The following is a 17,412-nucleotide window of genomic DNA, read 5'->3' as shown; positions in this document are numbered from 1 at the left end:
TGAACGGTCCGGCCATCGGCCAGGCCGCCTCGGCGAAGAAACGTGGCCCGCATTCGCCACCGGCTAAGTTGGCGTTATGAACGTGTGGCCCATACGACGCAGGCAGGGCCTCCGGCAAATCGGCCAGGGCCTGGGAACGCTGGACCGCGAAGTGTTCGATGCGATCGCGTCGTCGCCGAGCCCGCTGCTCGACACGGTGATGCCCAGGCTGACCAGAGCCGCCGACCATTCCAAGCTCTGGCTGGCGATCGCCGCAGGACTGGCGGCTGTGGGCGGGCCATCGGCGAAGCGTGGCGCCATGCGCGGGGTACTGAGCCTGGCGGTGACCAGCGCGGTCACCAACCAGGTGGCCAAACGGGTGTGGCGCAGGCCGAGGCCGAACCGCGTGCTGGTGCCGCTGGCCCGCCAGGCACGGCGAATGCCCACCTCACATTCGCTGCCGTCAGGGCACTCGGCCAGCGCGGCGGCGTTCGCGGTCGGGGTCGGGCTGGAAAGCCCGCCGGTGGGTCTCGCGCTGGCGTTGCTGGCCGGGCTCGTCGGGCTGTCCAGGGTTGCGACGGGGGCGCACTATCCCGGCGACGTCTTCGCCGGTTTCGGTCTGGGTGCGGCCATCGCGGTGCTGGGCGGCCGGGTGGTGCCTCCGATCCCGCCGGAGCGGATACCGACAGCCGATCCGCTGCGGATGGAAGCCCCGGAACGTCCGGACGGCGCCGGGGTCGTCCTCGTGATCAATCCGGCGTCCGGCGGCGGAACCGGCGCCCGGGTCGCCGACGAGGTCCGCACCTCGTTACCGCAGGCCGAGGTGGTCGAGCTCGGCGAGGACAGCGACCTCATGGCGGTGCTGCGCGATGCGGCCGGACGTGCCGAGGTGCTCGCCGTCGGCGGCGGCGACGGCACGGTCTCGTGCGCGGCGGCGACCGCCGTCGACGCGGGCGTTCCCCTTGCGGTGTTCCCCGGCGGCACGTTCAACCACTTCGCCAAGGACATCGGCTGCGACACCGTGGCCAAGACCATCGACGCCATCCGCCGCGGCAGCGCGGCCTACGTCGACCTGGTCTGCCTCAACGAGGAACACCTGGTGATCAACACCGCCAGCATCGGCGCCTACCCGCTGTTCGTGCAGACGCGGGAGAAGCTCGAGCACCGCATCGGCAAACCGCTTGCCGGGATCTACGCGATGTTGCACACCCTGCGTCACGACGAACCGGTGCGCATCAGCTACGACAACCACACGTTGCAGACGTCGCTGTTCTTCCTCGGTAACTCGACGTATCTGCCGTCGGGGTTCGCGCCGTCGCGGCGGAACCGGATCGACGACGGCCTCATCGACGTCCGCATCCTGGAGACGGGCAGGAGATTCAGCCGGACCCGGATCCTGACCGCGCTCGCTCTCGGCCGGCTGGAGCGCAGCCCGCTCTACCACGAGATGCGGGTCCCCGAGTTCCGATTCACGTCCGAGGGCGGACCGACCATGCTCGCCCGCGACGGCGAGATCGGAACCGAATGCGCCGACGCCACTTTCAGCGTGCGCTACCGGGTACTGCCGGTGTTTCGTCCGCTTCCGTGATCGGCACGGTCGGCGGAAGCATCGGCAGGCAGGCGACGAAGTACGCGTAGCCCAGCGCCCAGCCGGCCAGCACATCCGACGGGTGATGCACGTTGAGCACCACCCGGCCCACGCCGATCGCGACCACCACCACCGCACCCAGGGCGGCCAGCCAGCCGCGCAGCGACGGCCGCAAAACCGGCCACGCGACGGTGAGCAGGGCCAGCACGGCGACCATCACACCCAGCGCGTGCCCGGACGGGAAGGACCACGACGGTGCGTGGACCAGCGCGGTCGCCGGGCGGGGACGTTGGACGATCTGTTTGGCGATCTCGGTGACCAGCCCGGCCAGCTCGACGCTGATCACCAGGAATAGCGCGGTGCGAAGGTTGCGCCGCAGCAGCGCGACGACGATCACGACAATGGTGGCTAGCCGGAAGGCGGTCGGCCCGAGCACGGTGCAGAACACCTGCCAGGCGAGCACCCACCCCGGGTGCTCCAGCCCGTAGCGGTGGAGCGGGTCCAGCGCCCGGCTGTCCGCGTCGGCAAGCCACTCCCACCGCTGCGCATAGCCGATCCACATCAGCACGCACACCCCGACGGCGGCCAGCGCGGATCCGATCAGCACGGCCCCGCGCGGTGTCATCCACCCCGTTCTACCACCCTGCGAAGGTCAGGGACGTCGGCGCGCGGCTGCCGTATGGTGGTCGCGTATGGCGGTGTTGCTCCGAAAACTGCTGCGGATCGGCAAACTGCCCGACGAGATGCGGGTGGAGCTGGAGGCCGAAGGGATCCTTCACCTCACCGAATATGTCCCGGTGACCCGCCGGTTCAGCGGCGCGATTCCCGGTAAGCGGTCGTCGAACAGCATCTCCAGCTACGCCGGGTCGCTGGTGCTGACACATGAGCGGGTGCTGGGGACGCTGTCGACCGTGCCGAAGCTGGCGGGACGCACGATCGATCAGCGCTGGCGCGATCCACAGTCCGGCGCGGTCAAGGCCGAACTCTCCGGCGATGGCCTGCTGCTTGAGGCCGAGCTCGCCGAAATCGATCCGCGATGCGAGGGCCACCTGTCGCTGCAGTACCGGCACGACATCCCGGAGGACGTCCTCACCCGGGTGCCGCTGCGGTCGTTGGCCTTCGACGTCCCCGCCGAATGGGTGTTCCGGGCGGTCGGCGTGGCGTACCACCCCTAGTCTTGCTAGCGGCCGGTCGGCGAGATCGACGCCAGCGCGACAAACTGCGAGTGCGGCCCGCGCTCACGTCGATCTCGGTGCGGTCGGACCGCCTGAGGACGGCAAAGTTGCGGACGGCAGAAAGGAGCCCAACACGTGACCGGCCAGCAACGACACAACGTGCTGATCGTGCACTGGCATGATCTGGGCCGCCACCTCGGCGCGTACGGCCACGCCGAGGTGTCCAGCGCACACCTGGACGCCCTGGCCGCCGACGGAATCCTGTTCACCCGGGCCCACGCCACCGCCCCGCTGTGCTCGCCGTCGCGGGGCTCGTTGTTCACCGGTCGCTATCCCCAGAACAACGGCCTGGTGGGCCTCGCCCATCACGGTTGGGAGTACCGCGACGGCATCCGCACCCTCAGCCACGTACTTGCCGAGAACGGTTGGTACACAGCGCTATTCGGTATGCAACACGAGACGTCGTATCCCGCCCGGCTTGGCTACGAGGAGTTCGACGTGTCGAACTCCTACTGCGAGTACGTCGTGAAGCGCGCCTCCGAGTGGCTCACCGACGCGCCGGCCGAGCCCTTCCTGCTCACCGCGGGCTTCTTCGAGACCCACCGGCCCTACCCTGCCGAGCGCTACCAGGCGGCCGACGCCACGTCCGTCGTGGTACCCGACCATCTGCCCGACATTCCCGAGGTTCGCCAGGATATTGCGGAGTTCCACGGCTCGATCACCGTGGCCGATGCCGCCGTCGGGCAACTGCTCGAGACACTGACCGCCACCGGCCTCGACCGCACCACCTGGGTGGTGTTCCTCACCGATCACGGTCCCGCACTGCCTCGGGCGAAGTCGACGCTGTACGACGCCGGCACCGGGATCGCGCTGATCGTCCGGCCGCCGGTGGGCTCCGGAATCGGCCCGGCGGTATACGACGACCTGTTCAGCGGCGTCGACCTGATGCCCACCCTGTTGGGGCTGCTCGGCGTCGACGTCCCGGCCGACATCGACGGACTTTCACACGCCGACCATTTGCTGGGCGATCCCGCATCGGCGGGCGCGGTCCGGTCGGCGGTCTACACGACCAAGACCTACCACGATTCCTTCGACCCGATCCGCGCCATCCGGACCAAGGACTACAGCTACATCGAGAACTACGCGTCGCGGCCGCTGCTGGACCTGCCGCTGGACATCGCCGACAGCGCATCGGGGCGCGCGATGGCACCCCACGCTCTCGGCGAGCGTCCGCAGCGCGAACTCTATGACCTCACCGAGGACCCGTCGGAGTCGAATAACCTGCTCGGAGCGGGCGCGTCCGACAAGGCGTCCGACAAGTCTGAAGCCATCGCCAGCGAGCTGGCGTTGCTACTGCACGACTGGCGGCAGAAGACCGGCGACGTCATTCCCTCGGAGTTCGCGGGCACCCGGATCTCGGAACGCTATACGGATACCTACTGGCGAATCCAGTCGGCGTCGAGCCGCTCGGCGATCGCGACGGACCGTGGCATCAGCACGGATCGGAGTGCCCGACAATAGTTTTCATCAGCCTGATTCATTATCGGGTGGATGTGCGTCCTAAATCGTTTGCGGTTAGGCTCACGCGCGTGTCAGCCCGTCCGTCGGCCTACCTTGTCCTCGCATCGCAGCGCAGCGGCAGCACGCTGCTCGTCGAGTCACTGCGCGCCACCGGCGTCGCCGGGGAACCCCAGGAGTTCTTCCAGTACCTGCCGACGACCAGCATGTCGCCCCAGCCAAGGGAGTGGTTCGCCGACGTCGAAGACGAATCCATCCTGCGCCTGCTCGACCCGCTCATCGAGGGCAAGCCCGACATCGCCCCCGCCGAGATCTGGCGTGACTACATCCGCACGGTCGGACGCACCCCCAACGGTGTGTGGGGCGGCAAACTGATGTGGAACCAGACCCCGCTGCTGCTCGACCGCGCCAAGGACCTGCCGAATCGCTCGGGCGACGGGTTGCTCTCCGCGATTCGCGACGTCGTCGGCAGCGACCCGGTGCTGGTACACATCTACCGGCCCGACGTGGTATCCCAGGCGGTGTCGTTCTGGCGCGCCGTGCAGACCCGGGTATGGCGTGGCAGGCCCGACCCGGTGCGCGACGCCCGCGCGGAGTACCACGCGGGCGCCATCGCCCACGTCGTCGCGATGCTGCGCGCCCAGGAGGAGGGTTGGCGCAACTGGTTCGCCGAGCAGAGCATCGAACCCATCGACGTCCCCTACCCGGTGTTGTGGCGTAACCTCACCGAGGTCGTCGGCACCGTCCTCGAGCGCCTTGGACTAGACCCCCGGCTGGCGCCGGCCCCAGTGCTGGAGCGCCAGGCCGACCAGCGCTCCGACGAGTGGGTGGAACGCTACCGCGCCGACGCAGAACGGGAGGGACTGCCGACATGAGTACGGCGACAACGACATTCGACGACACCCACGTCGACGAGCTGCGGCTGCTGGAAGCCGAGGCGGTGCACATCATCCGCGAGGTCGTCGCAGAGTTGCAGCGCCCGGTGCTGCTGTTCTCCGCGGGCAAGGACTCGATAGTGCTGTTGCGGCTGGCCGAGAAGGCGTTTCGGCCGTCCCCGCTCCCGTTCCCCGTGCTGCACGTCGACACCGGGCACAACTTCCCCGAGGTCATCGAGTTCCGCGACCGCAGGCTCGGGGACCACGGCCACAAGCTGATCGTCGGTTCCGTGCAGGAGACCATCGACAGCGGCCGGGTGGCCGACCCGGGCCCCGGGGCGTCGCGCAATCGGCAGCAGACCCGCACCCTGCTCGACGCTCTGGAGGCCGGCGGTTTCGACGCCGCGTTCGGCGGCGCCCGCCGCGACGAGGAACGCGCGCGGGCCAAGGAGCGCATCCTGAGCTTCCGTGACGAGTTCGGACAGTGGGATCCGCGGGCCCAGCGCCCCGAGCCGTGGTCGCTGTACAACGGCAGGATCAAGAAGGGCGAGCAGGTCCGGGTGTTTCCGCTGTCCAATTGGACCGAGCTCGACGTCTGGCGCTACATCGAACTGGAGAACCTCGAGCTGCCCTCGATCTACTTCGCCCACCGGCGCGAGGTGTTCGAACGCGACGGGATCCTGCTGGCGGTCTCCGAATACGCGACGCCCGCCGACCACGAGAAATCGGCTGTCGAGTGGGTGCGCTACCGCACCGTCGGAGATCTGACCATCACCGGCGCGGTGCGTTCGCAGGCCACGGACATCGCCCGGGTGATCACGGAGATCTCCGCGGCGACGGTGTCAGAACGAGGTGAGACGAGGGCGGACGACCGCACCTCGGTGGCCGCGATGGAAGACCGCAAGCGGGAGGGCTACTTCTGATGACCACCCGCCAATTGCTGCGGATCGCCACCGCGGGTTCGGTGGACGACGGTAAGAGCACGCTGATCGGCAGGCTGCTGCACGACACCGACAGTCTGCCGCTCGACCACCTGGAGGCGGTGACCGATGAGGAGGGCGTCGCCGACCTGGCGGCGCTGTCCGACGGCCTGCGCGCCGAACGCGAGCAGGGCATCACGATCGACGTTGCGTACCGCTTCTTTTCGACCGACACCCGCAGCTACATCCTCGCCGACACCCCGGGCCACGAGCGCTACACCCGCAACATGTTCACCGGGGCGTCCAACGCCCACGTGGCAATCCTGCTCGTGGACGCCCGCGCCGGTGTGTTGCGCCAAACCCGCAGACACGCCCGCATCGCGAAGCTGCTGGGGGTCAAGCACTTCGTCGCGACGGTCAACAAGATCGATCTCGTCGACTTCGACGCCGACCGGTTCGGCGAGGTCAAGGCGCAGCTGGCCCTGCTGGCGGATCGGCTCGGCGGCCTGGAGATGACGGTGATCCCGATCGCCGCCAAGCACGGCGACAATGTGGTGCACCGTTCCGACCGGACACCATGGTACGACGGCCCGAGCTTGCTGGAATACCTTGAGGATATCGAACTTTCGGCTCCCCAGCCCGAGCCGGCCAACCTCCGCCTGCCGGTGCAGTGGGTGTCGCGGCCGGCCGCCGATCAGCGCAGGCGTTACACCGGGCGGCTGTCCGCGGGGGCGTTGCGGGTCGGCGATGTGGTGGTGAGCCTGCCGGCAGGCAGCCGGTCGACGGTCACCGCCGTCGACACGCTCGATGACGCACGCACGACGGCCGTCGCGCCGCTGTCGGTGTCGGTGGAGTTGGAGGATGACATCGACGTCGGTCGGGGCGACGTGTTCGTCAGCGGTGCCGACGACGCGGCGCTGCCCGTGCTGGCCCGCGAGATCGACGCGACGGTGTGCTGGTTCGCCGACGCGCCGCTGCGCGCGGGTGACCGGGTGGCGCTCAAGCAGGGCACCCGCACCGTGCGGGCGACGATCCAGGCGCTGCACAGCCGCCTGGACCCCGAGACGCTCGATGAGCTGGATGGCCCAGTTGATTTGGTGCTCAACGATATCGGCGCAGTCACCCTGCGGACGAGTTCGATCGTGATTGCCGATCCCTACGCCGAAAACCGGGACAGCGGTGCGTTCATCCTGATCGACGAGACGTCCAACGACACCGTCGGCGCGGGCACCATCACCGAACCTCGAGAGGTCAAGCCCGGCGCTGCCACCCGCAACGACATCCGCTGGCACCCCTCGTCACTCGACCGCGACTACCGGTGGAGCAAGACCGGATCGCGGGGTGCCACGGTGTGGTTCACCGGCCTGCCCGCGTCGGGGAAGTCCACCGTCGCGGTCGCCGTCGAGCGCGCCCTCGTCGAATCCGGCCGGGTCGCTTACCTTCTCGACGGCGACAATATCCGCCACGGGCTGTCCGACGACCTCGGCTTCTCCGCGGGCGACCGGGCCGAGAACATCCGGAGGGTCGGGCATCTCACCCGGCTGCTCGCCGACGCGGGTGTGGTGGCACTCGCATCGCTGGTCTCACCGCTGAAATCCGATCGGGAGATCGCCAGGGCGCTCAACGCGGCCGCCAAACTCCCGTTCATCGAGGTCTACATCTCCACACCGCTCGCGGAATGCGAACGGCGCGACCCGAAGGGCCTCTACGCACGGGCCCGCAAGGGCGAGCTCACGGGGCTGACCGGAGTGGAGGCGCCCTACGAGCCGCCGGAGGACGCCGAACTGGTCCTCGACACCACCGGCGCCGACATCGACGAGCTGGTCGCCCGGGTCCTCGAAACCCTCGACCGCATCTGATCACATCACCTGGGCCACCACGAAGATCCGGCGGAACGGGAAGAACGTCCTGCCGTCGGGCCTGGCCGGGTAGGCGTCGTCGAGAAGCGGGATGAGTTCCGCGCGGAACCGCTCCCACTGCGGTTCGGTGAGCCGGCTCTTCACCGGTCGCAGCGCGGTGCCGGTGATCCAGTCCAGCACCGGATTGGCTCCGGTCAGCTCGTGCACGTAGGTGGTCTCCCAGGCGTCGACGGCGCAGCCCGCGTCGGTCAGCAGCCCGGCGTAGCCGGACGGCGTGTCCACCACCTTGCCGACCCGAAAGGGGATGTCCCGCAACGCCTCCGCCCATGGTTCGCTGCCCGCCAGCCGCCGGACCGCTTCGTGTGACGGCGAGTCGAAGTTGCCGGGCACCTGCATGGCGATCCACGCCCCGGTCACCAGCTGCCCGGCCCAGCGCTCCAACAGGTCGGCATGCTCGGGGATCCACTGCAGCGCGGCGTTGCTCAGCACCACATCGGTGTCCGGTTGCGGAGCCCAGTCACGCAGATCACCGGTCTGCGCATCGACGCCGCGTTCGCGTGCGGCCGCCACCATCTCCGGTGAGCTGTCCCACGCCTCCAACGCCGCCTCCGGCCAGCGCTGGGTGAGGGCGACGGTGAGATTCCCCGGCCCACAGCCCAGGTCGACCACCCGTCTGGGTTTGTCGGCCCCCACCCGCGCGAGCAGATCGAAGAACGGGCGTCCGCGGTGATCGGCGAAGGCCAGGTACACGTCCGGGTTCCACATTCCGACAGTGTCGCAGAGTCGCCAACCGCCCTGCACTCACAGCACTTTCCCAGCCGGTGGCCAGGGCGGCCACCAGCAACACCGGGCACGGTGAACCCGTGTCGACCGCCGCGGCCCGCGCGTGGCCACGATGGGCGCTGGCGGGGTTACTCACGGGAACGGGCGTGCTGTACCTGTGGGGACTGTCGGCAAGCGGCTACGGGAACTCGTTCTACGCCGCTGCGGCGCAGGCGGGTTCGCAGAGCTGGTCGGCATGGTTCTTCGGCTCCCTTGACGCGCACGACTTCGTGACGGTCGACAAACCACCCATCTCGCTGTGGGTGACCGGGCTGTCGGTGCGGCTGTTCGGGCTGAGCAGCTGGTCGGTCCTGGCCCCACAGGCGCTGATGGGCGTGGCGTCCGTCGCCATGCTCTATGCCACCGTGCGGCGCACCTTCCGCGAGCACGACGACGGCGTCGCCGCCGGGCTGCTCGCGGGCGCAGCCCTGGCCTGCACACCCGCCGCGGCGTTGATGTTCCGGTTCAACAACCCCGACGCGCTGCTGGTCCTGCTGCTGGTCGTGGCCGGCTACTGCCTGATTCGCGCGGTGCAGGGCGCGTCGTGGCGCTGGCTGGCCGCGGTAGGTGCGGTCATGGGTACCGCATTCCTGACCAAGATGTTGCAGGGCTTCCTGGTGCTGCCCGGCTTCGCGCTGGCCTACCTGCTGTACGCGCGGGCTTCGAGGCGGCGACGGCTGCGCGACCTGGCGATCGGCCTGGCGGTGCTGATCGCGACCGCGGGATGGTGGGTGGCGATCGTCGCGCTGGTGCCGCCTGGCGCGCGACCCTACATCGGCGGATCGACAGACAACACGGTGCTGGATCTCGCCTTCGGCTACAACGGCATCGGCAGGCTGAAGGGCGGAGCGACCCAGCACGAAAGCGTCGCGCGGATGCACATGGTCAGCGTGACCGGTGCGCACCGGCTGTTCATGGGTGAACTCGGCGACGAGATCTCGTGGCTGCTCCCCGCGGCGCTGGGCTGCCTGGCCTTCGGGATCTACCTGGCGGCCCGCCGGCGGTTGGACGCCGGCGAGTCGGCCGCGCTGGTCATGTGGGGGCTGTGGTTGGTCGCGACAGCGCTGGTGTTCAGCTATATGAAAGGCATTGTCCACCCGTACTACTCGGTTGCGCTCGCCCCCGCGGTCGCTGCGCTGATCGGGATGGGTGCCGTGTGGGCGAGGCGGTGCCGATTGGGCTGGGACGGGAGGGTCGCCCTTGCCGCCATCGTGACACTCGCGGGGACGTGGTCGGCGGTTCTGTTGCATGACAACGGGTTCGGTCCGGGCTGGCTACCCTGGGCGCTGGGCCCCGCCGCGATCGCGGCTGGCGTCGGGCTCGCGATTCCGGCGGCGGACGGCCGTGGACCGGCCGTCCTCGCCGCCCTCGCCACCCTCGTCGCACTCGTACCCGCCGCGGCGTATTCGATCGCCACCGCCGCCACTCCCCACCACGGCACCATCCCCAGCGCGGTGCGGTCGTCTTTCGCCGCGGGCGGCGGGATGGGTGATGTCGCGGGCGGCTGGATGGGTGACGAATCGTCCAATGTCGAACTGGCGCGGCTGTTGTCCGCCGCTCGGACTCCGTGGTCGGCGGCGACCAACGGCTCCCAGTCGGCCGCCGTGCTGGAACTCGCTTCCGGCACATCGGTGATGGCGGTCGGCGGCTGGAGCGGTGATCCGGTTCCGACGCTGGGCCAGTTCATCGATGACGTGCACGCCGGCAAGATCTCGTACTACGTCGAGGCCGGCCACGCCGCGTCGTTGCACACAGAGACGACTCGGCCCACCACGGGCGGTGCCTCGCACACCCGTGAGATCGCCGACTGGGTCGCCGCGCACTACCCGGCTGAGATCGTCGGATCCTCCGTGGTGTACCGCCTGATCTGACCGAGGCCGTCCAGCAGACCCCATCCCACCGCAGCGGATTTCGCCTCGAGGTCGAAGTAAAGCGGCTCACCGGTCGCGGTCACGCCGATCGGCACCCGCAGCTCGTCGTCGCGCGCCCGCTCGACGAGCTCACCCACCGGCTGCTGATCGACTGGCTGGAATACCGGCGCAGACGCTGGCCCAACACCGCCAACCCGCCGTGGGTGAGCGCTTCGTCGAGTTGACGGTCGACGCTTGCTGGGCGGCGGAATGGCGCGGTGAGCGCGTTGTCGCTGATGGCTCGGATGGTCGAGGCGGTCTGTTTGTTGATGATCAGATGCGGGTTGCCCCGACCCACTCCATCTGGCCGTCGTGTTCGGACTCGACCAGACCACAGCGATCCGATATAGCGCAGCCGCGCGACAGATCCTCCAAACCCCAGCCGAGGAACACGGTCCACCAGGTTGAGCGCGAACCCAAGGATCAACTCGCCCCAAAGCCACTGAGCATCCTTGGGTTCCCGCCGAAGAACCCTCAGTTCGCCTGAACTCCGGGCAAAGCGCGGGCGGGTCCGTCAAGTATTCGGTGTAACTGATTGTGTTGGTTCTACTTTCGTCCTGCTGACAGGAGTCCGTCGAAGGTCACCTCGAACGCATTCAAAGCGGCCTTCCAGCGGTTGGACCAACGCTGACGTCCGCGGCCGGTGGGATCGAGACTGCCTGATGATCGCGGGATACCGGTCGCCCCATTGCTCGCCGAAGGCGACGAACGCGTCAAGGGCGGCCGATTCGCTGGGTGGTGTAGATCGGCTGAGGTCCTTGGCGATCGCCGGCCAGTCCTTCTTCGAGGCGTAGCGGAAACTGTTTCTGAGGAGGTGGACGATGCATGTTTGCGTAATCACCGGCGGCCACACGGTTTCGATCGCCTGCGGAAGCTCTGTGAGGCCGTCGCACACCACATGCAGATGTCGCCGACACCCCTGTTCTTCAACTCGGCGAGCACCCGCATCCAATACTTCGCGATAAGGAGCGGGCCAGTGCGACCGCGGCGTAGGAACACGACGGGATGACGCCATTCCCAGGCCAGTGGCTACCGCGAGGGCGCGGCGGCGGTCGTCGCCGAGCATGGAGGTGATGGTGTCGCCGCGGACGACGGCTTGCACGATCGAAGACACGGTGAACCCGAAGACCAGCGCCCGCAGGATTTCCCAGGCCATCGACCCGGTCAGCGACAGCGCGCGCAGAACAGCCTCACTCATGTCCGTTCTCTCCTTCCTCGGGTGTGCGTCGGTCAGTCGTGATGCGGTGGATGCGGGCTGCTGCGCGCTCGAATTGATCACGTTCGACGTGGTCGAAGTCCGACCCTGCGACGGTGGTGGTGAGCCGGTCGAGCTGCTCGAGGAGGGGGCGGTGATCGTCGACGTGCCAGGACAGCTCTTCGAGCAACCCGAACAGTCGACCGATGACCTGAGGGTCGGAGCCGCCGTAGCGGCGGGGTTGGGTCACCGCGTCATCCAGCAACGCGGCGAAGCTGGGCCGGTGTAGTACCGCTCGGAGCTGTCCGGTGTCGTCGCACAGCATGACTGGGCGCAGGTCGCGGCCGGCGAGTTGGCACAGGATCGCCGAGATGTGGCCCAGGGCGTGGATCGCGGTGGTCGGATCGTTGATGCCCGGGGACAGGGCCTTGTTGGCGACATCGGTGAGTTGGCGAAGTCCGTAGCCCACGTCCTGGGCGGCGGTGCGTTCGTATCCGACGCGGATCCCGGCACTGACGGCGCGCTGCAGCTGCTCGCGTGTCTCGGCGCCCAACGCGCCCGATGTTCCCCAGGCCGATCCGATCGGGACTCCTTCGACGATGCTGCTTCCCGGGTGATGCTCGATGATGAGGCAGGCGTTGGCGCGCCGGGCGGCATCCAGCAGGTGGGCTTCGTCGATGCTGGTGATGAACCCCGACCGCGGGGCGGTCAGCCGGACCGCATCCTGGGGTGGGGTGAGTAGTGCGGGCCGGGGTTGGGCATCGCTTGCCGGGGTGGTGGCCGTCTTGACGGTGGCGGTGGCGTCGTCGTGGACGTCACGCAGCATGGTTTCCACCCGGATTTGGCGGGCCAGATGCGCCAGGAACAGCACCAGGGTGAGCACGCTGATGACGGCCAGACCGAAGGCGACGGTGACCGAGATCCGCGGCACGAACGCCGGCCCGGTGTCGGGGCTGCGCACGGCGCGCAGGAGGGTCAGGGCGTAGGTGAAGGTGGCCAGGAAGACCGCCAGGGTGGTCTGCACGAAGACGTCGCTGGTGAACATGCGCAGCAGTCGCGGCGAGAATTGACTGCTGGCCAGTTGCAGGGTCACCACCGTAAGGGAGAACGTCAGCGACGTCACCGTGATCAGCGAGGTGGAAATGGCGTTGAGCAGGGTGCGGGCCGCGCCGGCATCCCCGCCGAACAACAGCGCATCCACCCATCCCGGCAGATCACCGTCGACTGCGGCATCAGCTACGGGGAGGCCCACCGCAGCCAGGACCGCGAGTACCACCCCTGCTGCCGGCAGCGGCCATAGCTGCGTGCGCGCCGTATCGCGCACCGACGCCAACACCGGGTTCACCTCGACGGGCCAATTATCGGTGACTCACATGTCGGAACGCGGCGGGTCCAGTCCTGTGGTTGTGAGAGCTGCCGCGCCGGCCGACCCGAGCCGTTACGCGCTCGCGGCGCCGGTGTCAGCATGGGGCTTCAATCGTCAAAGGCGTGTCCCTTTCGATGGTATGTGGCTTCGGTCAGGCCGACGGTGATCGGGGTTCCGCAGGGCTGATCGGTGCGAATCACGCTAATGCCGCCGCGTGCTTCGTAGCAGACGTAGCGCAGCACCGAGAGGTCACCGGCGCCGCTTGGCGCAGCAGACGGTGTCCTTCATGAGTCAGCTCCTTCGATTCGATTGACGGGGTGGGCTCGGTTGGGCTCAGCGATGCCGCGCCGTTGCGGCACCGCCAGGGTCAGCGCCGCGGCGGCGGCCCATGCCCACGGGTGGGTGTGTTCTGCCAGCCACCGTTGTGGTGAGCGGACCACGGCCGGTCGTCGAACACGCCGTGGACGCCGTAGTCGGTGCCCTCGGCGCCGCCGGGGGGTTCCCAGAGGTTGTTGGACCGGTCCGCATCGGCGGGTTGTCCGGTCTGCTGGGAGCCAAATCCGGTCTTTGCCAGGTAGCGGTCCAGTACGGCGGGTATCGCGCGTTGGCCGAGGATGGTGTGCTGGCGCCCACCCAGTGCACCTTGCGGCGGGGATGGTCGGCGGCGTTGTTGGATGTCGTATTCCTCGCACAGCAATCCCTGTGGTCCGCAGGCGGCGCGGTTGCGTTCGAAGAAGCGCATCGCGGTCGTGGTGTCGCCAACTTGGTGATGGGCCAGGACGGTGTCGGCCAGGGCGCTCCACCGGCCGGCATCGGGCGCCGGTGCGGGCCGTCGACCGCGACGGCATGACCGGCGTAGCACTGGTCGCGAATCCACACGTAGCGATAGTCGTAGTTGCGGCCCCGCTCGGCGGGTTCGGGCAGGCTGGTCGTCGCCGCGGCCACCATCCCCCCGCCAGGGGTGGTCAAGTCTCCTGTAGGGCGGCGTAGGAGTGCCGGGCGTCCCGCGGCGCAACAGAGGAGTTCAATGCGGGAATGGTTTGTCGCCAACGGTTTTCGGTGCTCGCCCACAGGGTGTCCGGGTCGGCTATCGGGTCGCAGGACGGTTGGTCGGACAGTTCGATGACGAGGTCATGTATGCCGCCCTCGCACACCAGCAGATCGGCGCGCAACGCCGCCCTGACATCGTCGTCGCGGGTGGGGGTGGCGTGTGGTGCTCCAGTGAGCCGGATCCGTAGATCGCCGGCCCAGCCGTGCCAGCAGCTGTGATCGTCGCGAGTTAGATGTTTCATTGTCTGACTGCCGAATCCGGCGGCAGGGGCGAGCGTGCCCGGAAGCGTTCGCCCCCGCCGCCGTCTACTTACGTATGCCTACGCCAACTTCTGGCTGAAATTGGCAGTGTATGGTCTAACTGTCGAGACGCACGGTGGCGACCTGCCCCGGGTGGCGCGACCGGCGCGGCGCGCGTCAGGAGCCGATGCCGAGCAGTCGCAGCAGCTCCCGATGATCGGTGATGCGGAAGTCCGGGCTGCAGCCCTCATGGTGTTTCGTGCCCTGATCGGAGTCGAACATCACGGTACGCATGCCAGCCCAGCGGGCGCCGTGGATGTCGCGGTACATGTCGTTGCCGACATACACGGCCTGGGACGGCGGAACCCCCAGACCGTCGAGGGCGTACTCGAACAGCCGCGGGTCCGGCTTTCGGAACCCGTGGTCGCCGGAAACCACGACCGGCTCGAAGTAGCCGGTGAGCCCGACCTTGTGCAGTTCGCCACGGGCATAGGCGCTTTGGGCATCGGTGACGATCGCCAGCGGAACGTGGTTGCGCAGCTCGTCGAGCACCGCCCGCACGTGCGGGTACAGCTTCAGTTTCTTGCGCGACACCCCGCGGAACATCTCCGCCAGAGTCAGTGGGAGTTCCGCCAGGCGGCCCGGCGTCAGCGTCGCGGTGTACTCGGTGGCGAAATCGTCGATGATCGACCGGAAGATCGCCACGGCGTCGAATTCCGGGTATTCCTCCGGGCTTTCGCGCTGCTGCGCCTTGAGCCGGCCGAAGTAGAGGTCGCGCACCTGATGGCGGCGAAGGTCGATGCCCTGATAGCTCAGGAAGTGCCCGATGGTGCGGAAGATGTCCTCACGGTGCTCGTCGGTGCGGATGTGCACGAGCGTGCCGTTGACGTCGTAGACGACGGCTGCGACACCGGCAAGACCTGGGCTCATCGGCGATCCGCCTTCGTGCTCGGGTGTGGGCTCATCGGCTCAGTGTGCCTTCAGCAGGCGCTTGGACTGTCGCAGCAGTTGTCTGGCGTAGTCGGGGCAGACGTAGTCGTTGCGTGCGACCCGCAGCAGATTCATCGCCATGTAGTAGGGCAGCCGGGAGGTGATCGACCCGAACGCGGCGTCACGGTCGGGGAAGTGACAGCAGTACTCCCACAGGAAATGACCGATGAACGGTTCGGCCCGGTCCGGGCTGCCGGTGGCGGACATGTACGCGTGCTGGATCTCGCCCGCCACGCGGCCGACGTCGAACATCCGGTCTCCGCGCCTGGCCCGCTCGAGGTCGATGGCGGCGACGTCGAGCCCGTGGCCGAACAGGAAGTTCGCCGGTGTGGCATCGCCGTGCAGCCACACCTGCTGATCGGCCCACATGGACGGGCGGTCCCGCCACAGGCCCTGCAACCAGAGCAGTTCGTCGGCGTCCCAGGAACCGATGCGGTGTCGCCGCCGCAGCCGGTGCACCAGGCCGGTGAAGTAGCCGCAGTCGGTGTCGAAATCCACCTTGTCGCCATTGACGGTCCGATTATGTTGGGTGGCAAGGTAATAGGCGAGCGCCTTGAGCCGCCAGTACAGGTGGGCGTCGTCGTGGTGATGCACCGATCGGGCGATGGCCTGGCTGAACTGCTCGCCGCGGTAGAACTCGAGGGCCAGCACACCGTTGAGTTCGCGGGCCACGCCAAGGGGCCGCACCACGTGATGCGGTGAGCCCACCAGGTCGAAGCCGCGGAGCCGCTGCAGGCTGTCGTACTCGCGGTGGGCCGCACCTGCCGCGCGATCGAAGTCGCCGCCGAACCTGGATCCGTAGAACTTGCAGATCACCCGGGCGGAGCTGTGCTTCTCCTCGTAGGCGTACACCTCATTGCTGCCCCGTAACCGGAAGGCGCGGAACGCGGGCGCAGGCTCATAGACGCCGAGTTGATCCCGGACGATGGCGGACAGGAAGCCGTGCATTGCGTCATCGCCCGAGACGTAGCCCACGTACTTGCCGAAAACGATGCCTCCCCCGCGGACGCGATGAGGGTGCCGCTCATTCTCTTGGCGGTCACCGATCGTTCACACGATAGATTCGTCCCGTTCAGCTTGCACGGCGGCGGGAGAAGGCCGGGCAGGCCCAGGCAGGAGGGCGAACACGGGCGCGAGAACGTGCGCGACCAGTCGGGAAGCAGCGTGGATTCACTTACGACGCCGTTGCCAAGGGAGCGCGGCGCCAGGCGGGGTGGGTGTCGTCAGCCCGGGCATTGCCATCACCGTGAAGTCATCGACCAGGGCATCGACGAGCACATCGGCCAGGGCATCGACGAGCACATCGGCGGGATGCTGATCGGCAACATCTGCCATCACGGCGAGCGCTCCGTCGCGCCAGGGTGAGCAAGCCGTGCGCCGCAGCCCAGGCCAGCAGCGCCAACCGCTCTGGCTGGACGGTCGAGTCAACCCCTGCTGCGCCCGACGCGCCCGCTTGTTGCCGCAGCACAGCGAATGACTCACGTTGGGCAGCAAGCAACTCCGGGTCATCGATATGGAGTTGGTCCGGGCGGAACATCAGTTCGAACGGCGGCGCCTGCTCGCGCCCAAGCGCAGATGCGCGCACCCGAGCGCCGTGAAGCGGGCCGCGGGGTCGGTTCCCGCGTCGTCGGCCGCCTCGCGCAAGGCGTGGCCCATGCGGCGGAAGCCGTCGGCAGCCACCGCGGTGAGCAGTCCCGCGCGGTCGACGAAATGCCACTTCGGCGTGGATCGTGACACCCCGGTCCGCGCCGTGATGCCGCGCAGACGCACACCGCCGACCCCAGGTTCGAACAGTTCGGCCCGGGCGGCGCCGATGAGCGCCGAGCGGACGTCGAACTCCACGTTTTGCCACTGAAGTGCGAGTGGATCGCTGCAAAACGTGGATCTGGGCGCGGGGCTACCGCTGAGCCATGCACGGGGCCGAT

The 17,412-nt window shown here is 68.3% G+C and carries 17 protein-coding genes and 3 pseudogenes; 7 read left to right on the top strand and 13 right to left on the bottom strand.

From position 1 onward, the window contains the following. Positions 1–76 precede the first annotated feature (76 nt). Positions 77–1,567 carry a bifunctional phosphatase PAP2/diacylglycerol kinase family protein gene (locus ADBZ6K_RS16405; protein WP_526348526.1) on the top strand — a complete coding sequence of 497 codons (1,491 nt, stop codon included), beginning with the start codon at positions 77–79 and terminating at the stop codon, positions 1,565–1,567. Here the strand turns inward: ADBZ6K_RS16405 and ADBZ6K_RS16400 are convergent. Further along, positions 1,521–2,192, bottom strand: coding sequence for a phosphatase PAP2 family protein (locus ADBZ6K_RS16400; RefSeq protein WP_526348524.1), 672 nt, complete (start codon positions 2,190–2,192; stop codon positions 1,521–1,523). The two genes, ADBZ6K_RS16405 and ADBZ6K_RS16400, sit on opposite strands and share 47 nt — an antisense overlap. Before the next feature lie 67 nt (positions 2,193–2,259). Between ADBZ6K_RS16400 and ADBZ6K_RS16395 the strand changes: the two genes are divergently transcribed. From ADBZ6K_RS16395 to cysN, 5 genes are all read left to right on the top strand, one after another. After that, the gene (locus tag ADBZ6K_RS16395; RefSeq protein ID WP_526348522.1) at positions 2,260–2,742 is read left to right on the top strand and encodes a hypothetical protein; all 483 of its coding nucleotides are present in this window, start codon (positions 2,260–2,262) and stop codon (positions 2,740–2,742) included. A 135-nt stretch (positions 2,743–2,877) separates the two neighbouring features. Further along, positions 2,878–4,263: a sulfatase family protein gene (locus tag ADBZ6K_RS16390; RefSeq protein WP_526348520.1), complete on the top strand. Its 1,386-nt coding sequence runs from the start codon at positions 2,878–2,880 to the stop codon at positions 4,261–4,263. Between the two features lie 68 nt (positions 4,264–4,331). Further along, positions 4,332–5,135, top strand: a complete 804-nt coding sequence (gene stf0 / locus ADBZ6K_RS16385) for a trehalose 2-sulfotransferase (protein ID WP_526348518.1) — start codon at positions 4,332–4,334, stop codon at positions 5,133–5,135. Continuing rightward, positions 5,132–6,058, top strand: coding sequence for a sulfate adenylyltransferase subunit CysD (gene cysD / locus ADBZ6K_RS16380; protein WP_526348516.1), 927 nt, complete (start codon positions 5,132–5,134; stop codon positions 6,056–6,058). Before stf0 ends, cysD begins: the two co-directional genes overlap by 4 nt. Next, complete coding sequence (cysN, locus tag ADBZ6K_RS16375) at positions 6,058–7,914, top strand: sulfate adenylyltransferase subunit CysN (protein WP_526348514.1); 1,857 nt, start codon at positions 6,058–6,060, stop codon at positions 7,912–7,914. The genes cysD and cysN overlap by 1 nt, the downstream gene beginning before the upstream one ends. Here cysN and ADBZ6K_RS16370 read toward each other — a convergent pair whose 3' ends face one another. Continuing rightward, positions 7,915–8,679, bottom strand: coding sequence for a trans-aconitate 2-methyltransferase (locus tag ADBZ6K_RS16370; protein ID WP_526348512.1), 765 nt, complete (start codon positions 8,677–8,679; stop codon positions 7,915–7,917). 98 nt (positions 8,680–8,777) lie between these two features. Here ADBZ6K_RS16370 and ADBZ6K_RS16365 point away from each other — a divergent pair, with 98 nt between their 5' ends. Further along, entirely contained in the window at positions 8,778–10,607 is a 1,830-nt protein-coding gene (locus ADBZ6K_RS16365; RefSeq protein WP_526348510.1) for an ArnT family glycosyltransferase, read from the top strand. On the opposite strand, the gene ADBZ6K_RS16360 is transcribed toward ADBZ6K_RS16365, so the two are convergent. The 11 genes and pseudogenes from ADBZ6K_RS16360 to ADBZ6K_RS16310 all read right to left on the bottom strand — a co-directional run bounded on the left by ADBZ6K_RS16360 (position 10,559) and on the right by ADBZ6K_RS16310 (position 17,329). After that, positions 10,559–10,744 (bottom strand): hypothetical protein, encoded by a 186-nt coding sequence (locus tag ADBZ6K_RS16360; RefSeq protein WP_526348508.1) that lies wholly within the window; start codon positions 10,742–10,744, stop codon positions 10,559–10,561. The two genes, ADBZ6K_RS16365 and ADBZ6K_RS16360, sit on opposite strands and share 49 nt — an antisense overlap. Positions 10,745–11,192: 448 nt before the next feature. Further along, positions 11,193–11,606, bottom strand: a pseudogene (locus ADBZ6K_RS16355) (transposase); the annotation flags it as partial. Next, positions 11,603–11,844, bottom strand: a pseudogene (locus tag ADBZ6K_RS16350) (permease); the annotation flags it as partial. The pseudogenes ADBZ6K_RS16350 and ADBZ6K_RS16355, both read right to left, overlap by 4 nt. Beyond that, positions 11,837–13,177 carry a DUF2254 family protein gene (locus ADBZ6K_RS16345; RefSeq protein WP_526348506.1) on the bottom strand — a complete coding sequence of 447 codons (1,341 nt, stop codon included), beginning with the start codon at positions 13,175–13,177 and terminating at the stop codon, positions 11,837–11,839. The pseudogene ADBZ6K_RS16350 and the gene ADBZ6K_RS16345, both read right to left, overlap by 8 nt. Positions 13,178–13,574: 397 nt before the next feature. Next, positions 13,575–14,084 (bottom strand): hypothetical protein, encoded by a 510-nt coding sequence (locus ADBZ6K_RS16340; protein ID WP_526348664.1) that lies wholly within the window; start codon positions 14,082–14,084, stop codon positions 13,575–13,577. Further along, positions 14,084–14,155, bottom strand: a pseudogene (locus tag ADBZ6K_RS16335) (hypothetical protein); the annotation flags it as partial. The gene ADBZ6K_RS16340 and the pseudogene ADBZ6K_RS16335, both read right to left, overlap by 1 nt. A gap of 17 nt (positions 14,156–14,172) precedes the next feature. Beyond that, on the bottom strand, positions 14,173–14,499 hold the full coding sequence (locus tag ADBZ6K_RS16330) for a hypothetical protein (RefSeq protein ID WP_526348504.1): 327 nt from the start codon (positions 14,497–14,499) through the stop codon (positions 14,173–14,175). A gap of 175 nt (positions 14,500–14,674) precedes the next feature. After that, a complete protein-coding gene (locus tag ADBZ6K_RS16325) occupies positions 14,675–15,427 on the bottom strand; it encodes an HAD family hydrolase (protein ID WP_526348502.1) in 753 nt (250 codons plus the stop codon). A 39-nt stretch (positions 15,428–15,466) separates the two neighbouring features. Continuing rightward, the gene (locus ADBZ6K_RS16320; protein WP_526348499.1) at positions 15,467–16,462 is read right to left on the bottom strand and encodes a phosphotransferase; all 996 of its coding nucleotides are present in this window, start codon (positions 16,460–16,462) and stop codon (positions 15,467–15,469) included. A 195-nt stretch (positions 16,463–16,657) separates the two neighbouring features. Further along, positions 16,658–16,822, bottom strand: a complete 165-nt coding sequence (locus ADBZ6K_RS16315; protein ID WP_526348497.1) for a hypothetical protein — start codon at positions 16,820–16,822, stop codon at positions 16,658–16,660. Between the two features lie 201 nt (positions 16,823–17,023). Beyond that, the gene (locus tag ADBZ6K_RS16310) at positions 17,024–17,329 is read right to left on the bottom strand and encodes a TetR/AcrR family transcriptional regulator (RefSeq protein ID WP_526348495.1); all 306 of its coding nucleotides are present in this window, start codon (positions 17,327–17,329) and stop codon (positions 17,024–17,026) included. Positions 17,330–17,412 lie beyond the last annotated feature (83 nt).

The organism is Mycobacterium sp. (genome assembly GCF_044223235.1).
Taxonomy (GTDB): domain Bacteria; phylum Actinomycetota; class Actinomycetes; order Mycobacteriales; family Mycobacteriaceae; genus Mycobacterium.
The sequence above is the reverse complement of the archived record's forward strand: the minus strand, read 5'-3'. Positions and strand labels throughout refer to the sequence as shown.

Excerpts from the sequence above, each read along its gene's own strand:
- ADBZ6K_RS16405 (WP_526348526.1), top strand. The coding sequence starts at position 77 with ATGAACGTGTGGCCCATACGACGCAGGCAGGGCCTCCGGCAAATCGGC.
- ADBZ6K_RS16400 (WP_526348524.1), bottom strand. The coding sequence starts at position 2,192 with ATGACACCGCGCGGGGCCGTGCTGATCGGATCCGCGCTGGCCGCCGTC.
- ADBZ6K_RS16395 (WP_526348522.1), top strand. The coding sequence starts at position 2,260 with ATGGCGGTGTTGCTCCGAAAACTGCTGCGGATCGGCAAACTGCCCGAC.
- cysD (WP_526348516.1), top strand. The coding sequence starts at position 5,132 with ATGAGTACGGCGACAACGACATTCGACGACACCCACGTCGACGAGCTG.
- cysN (WP_526348514.1), top strand. The coding sequence starts at position 6,058 with ATGACCACCCGCCAATTGCTGCGGATCGCCACCGCGGGTTCGGTGGAC.
- ADBZ6K_RS16370 (WP_526348512.1), bottom strand. The coding sequence starts at position 8,679 with ATGTGGAACCCGGACGTGTACCTGGCCTTCGCCGATCACCGCGGACGC.
- ADBZ6K_RS16330 (WP_526348504.1), bottom strand. The coding sequence starts at position 14,499 with ATGAAACATCTAACTCGCGACGATCACAGCTGCTGGCACGGCTGGGCC.
- ADBZ6K_RS16325 (WP_526348502.1), bottom strand. The coding sequence starts at position 15,427 with ATGAGCCCAGGTCTTGCCGGTGTCGCAGCCGTCGTCTACGACGTCAAC.
- ADBZ6K_RS16315 (WP_526348497.1), bottom strand. The coding sequence starts at position 16,822 with ATGGCAGATGTTGCCGATCAGCATCCCGCCGATGTGCTCGTCGATGCC.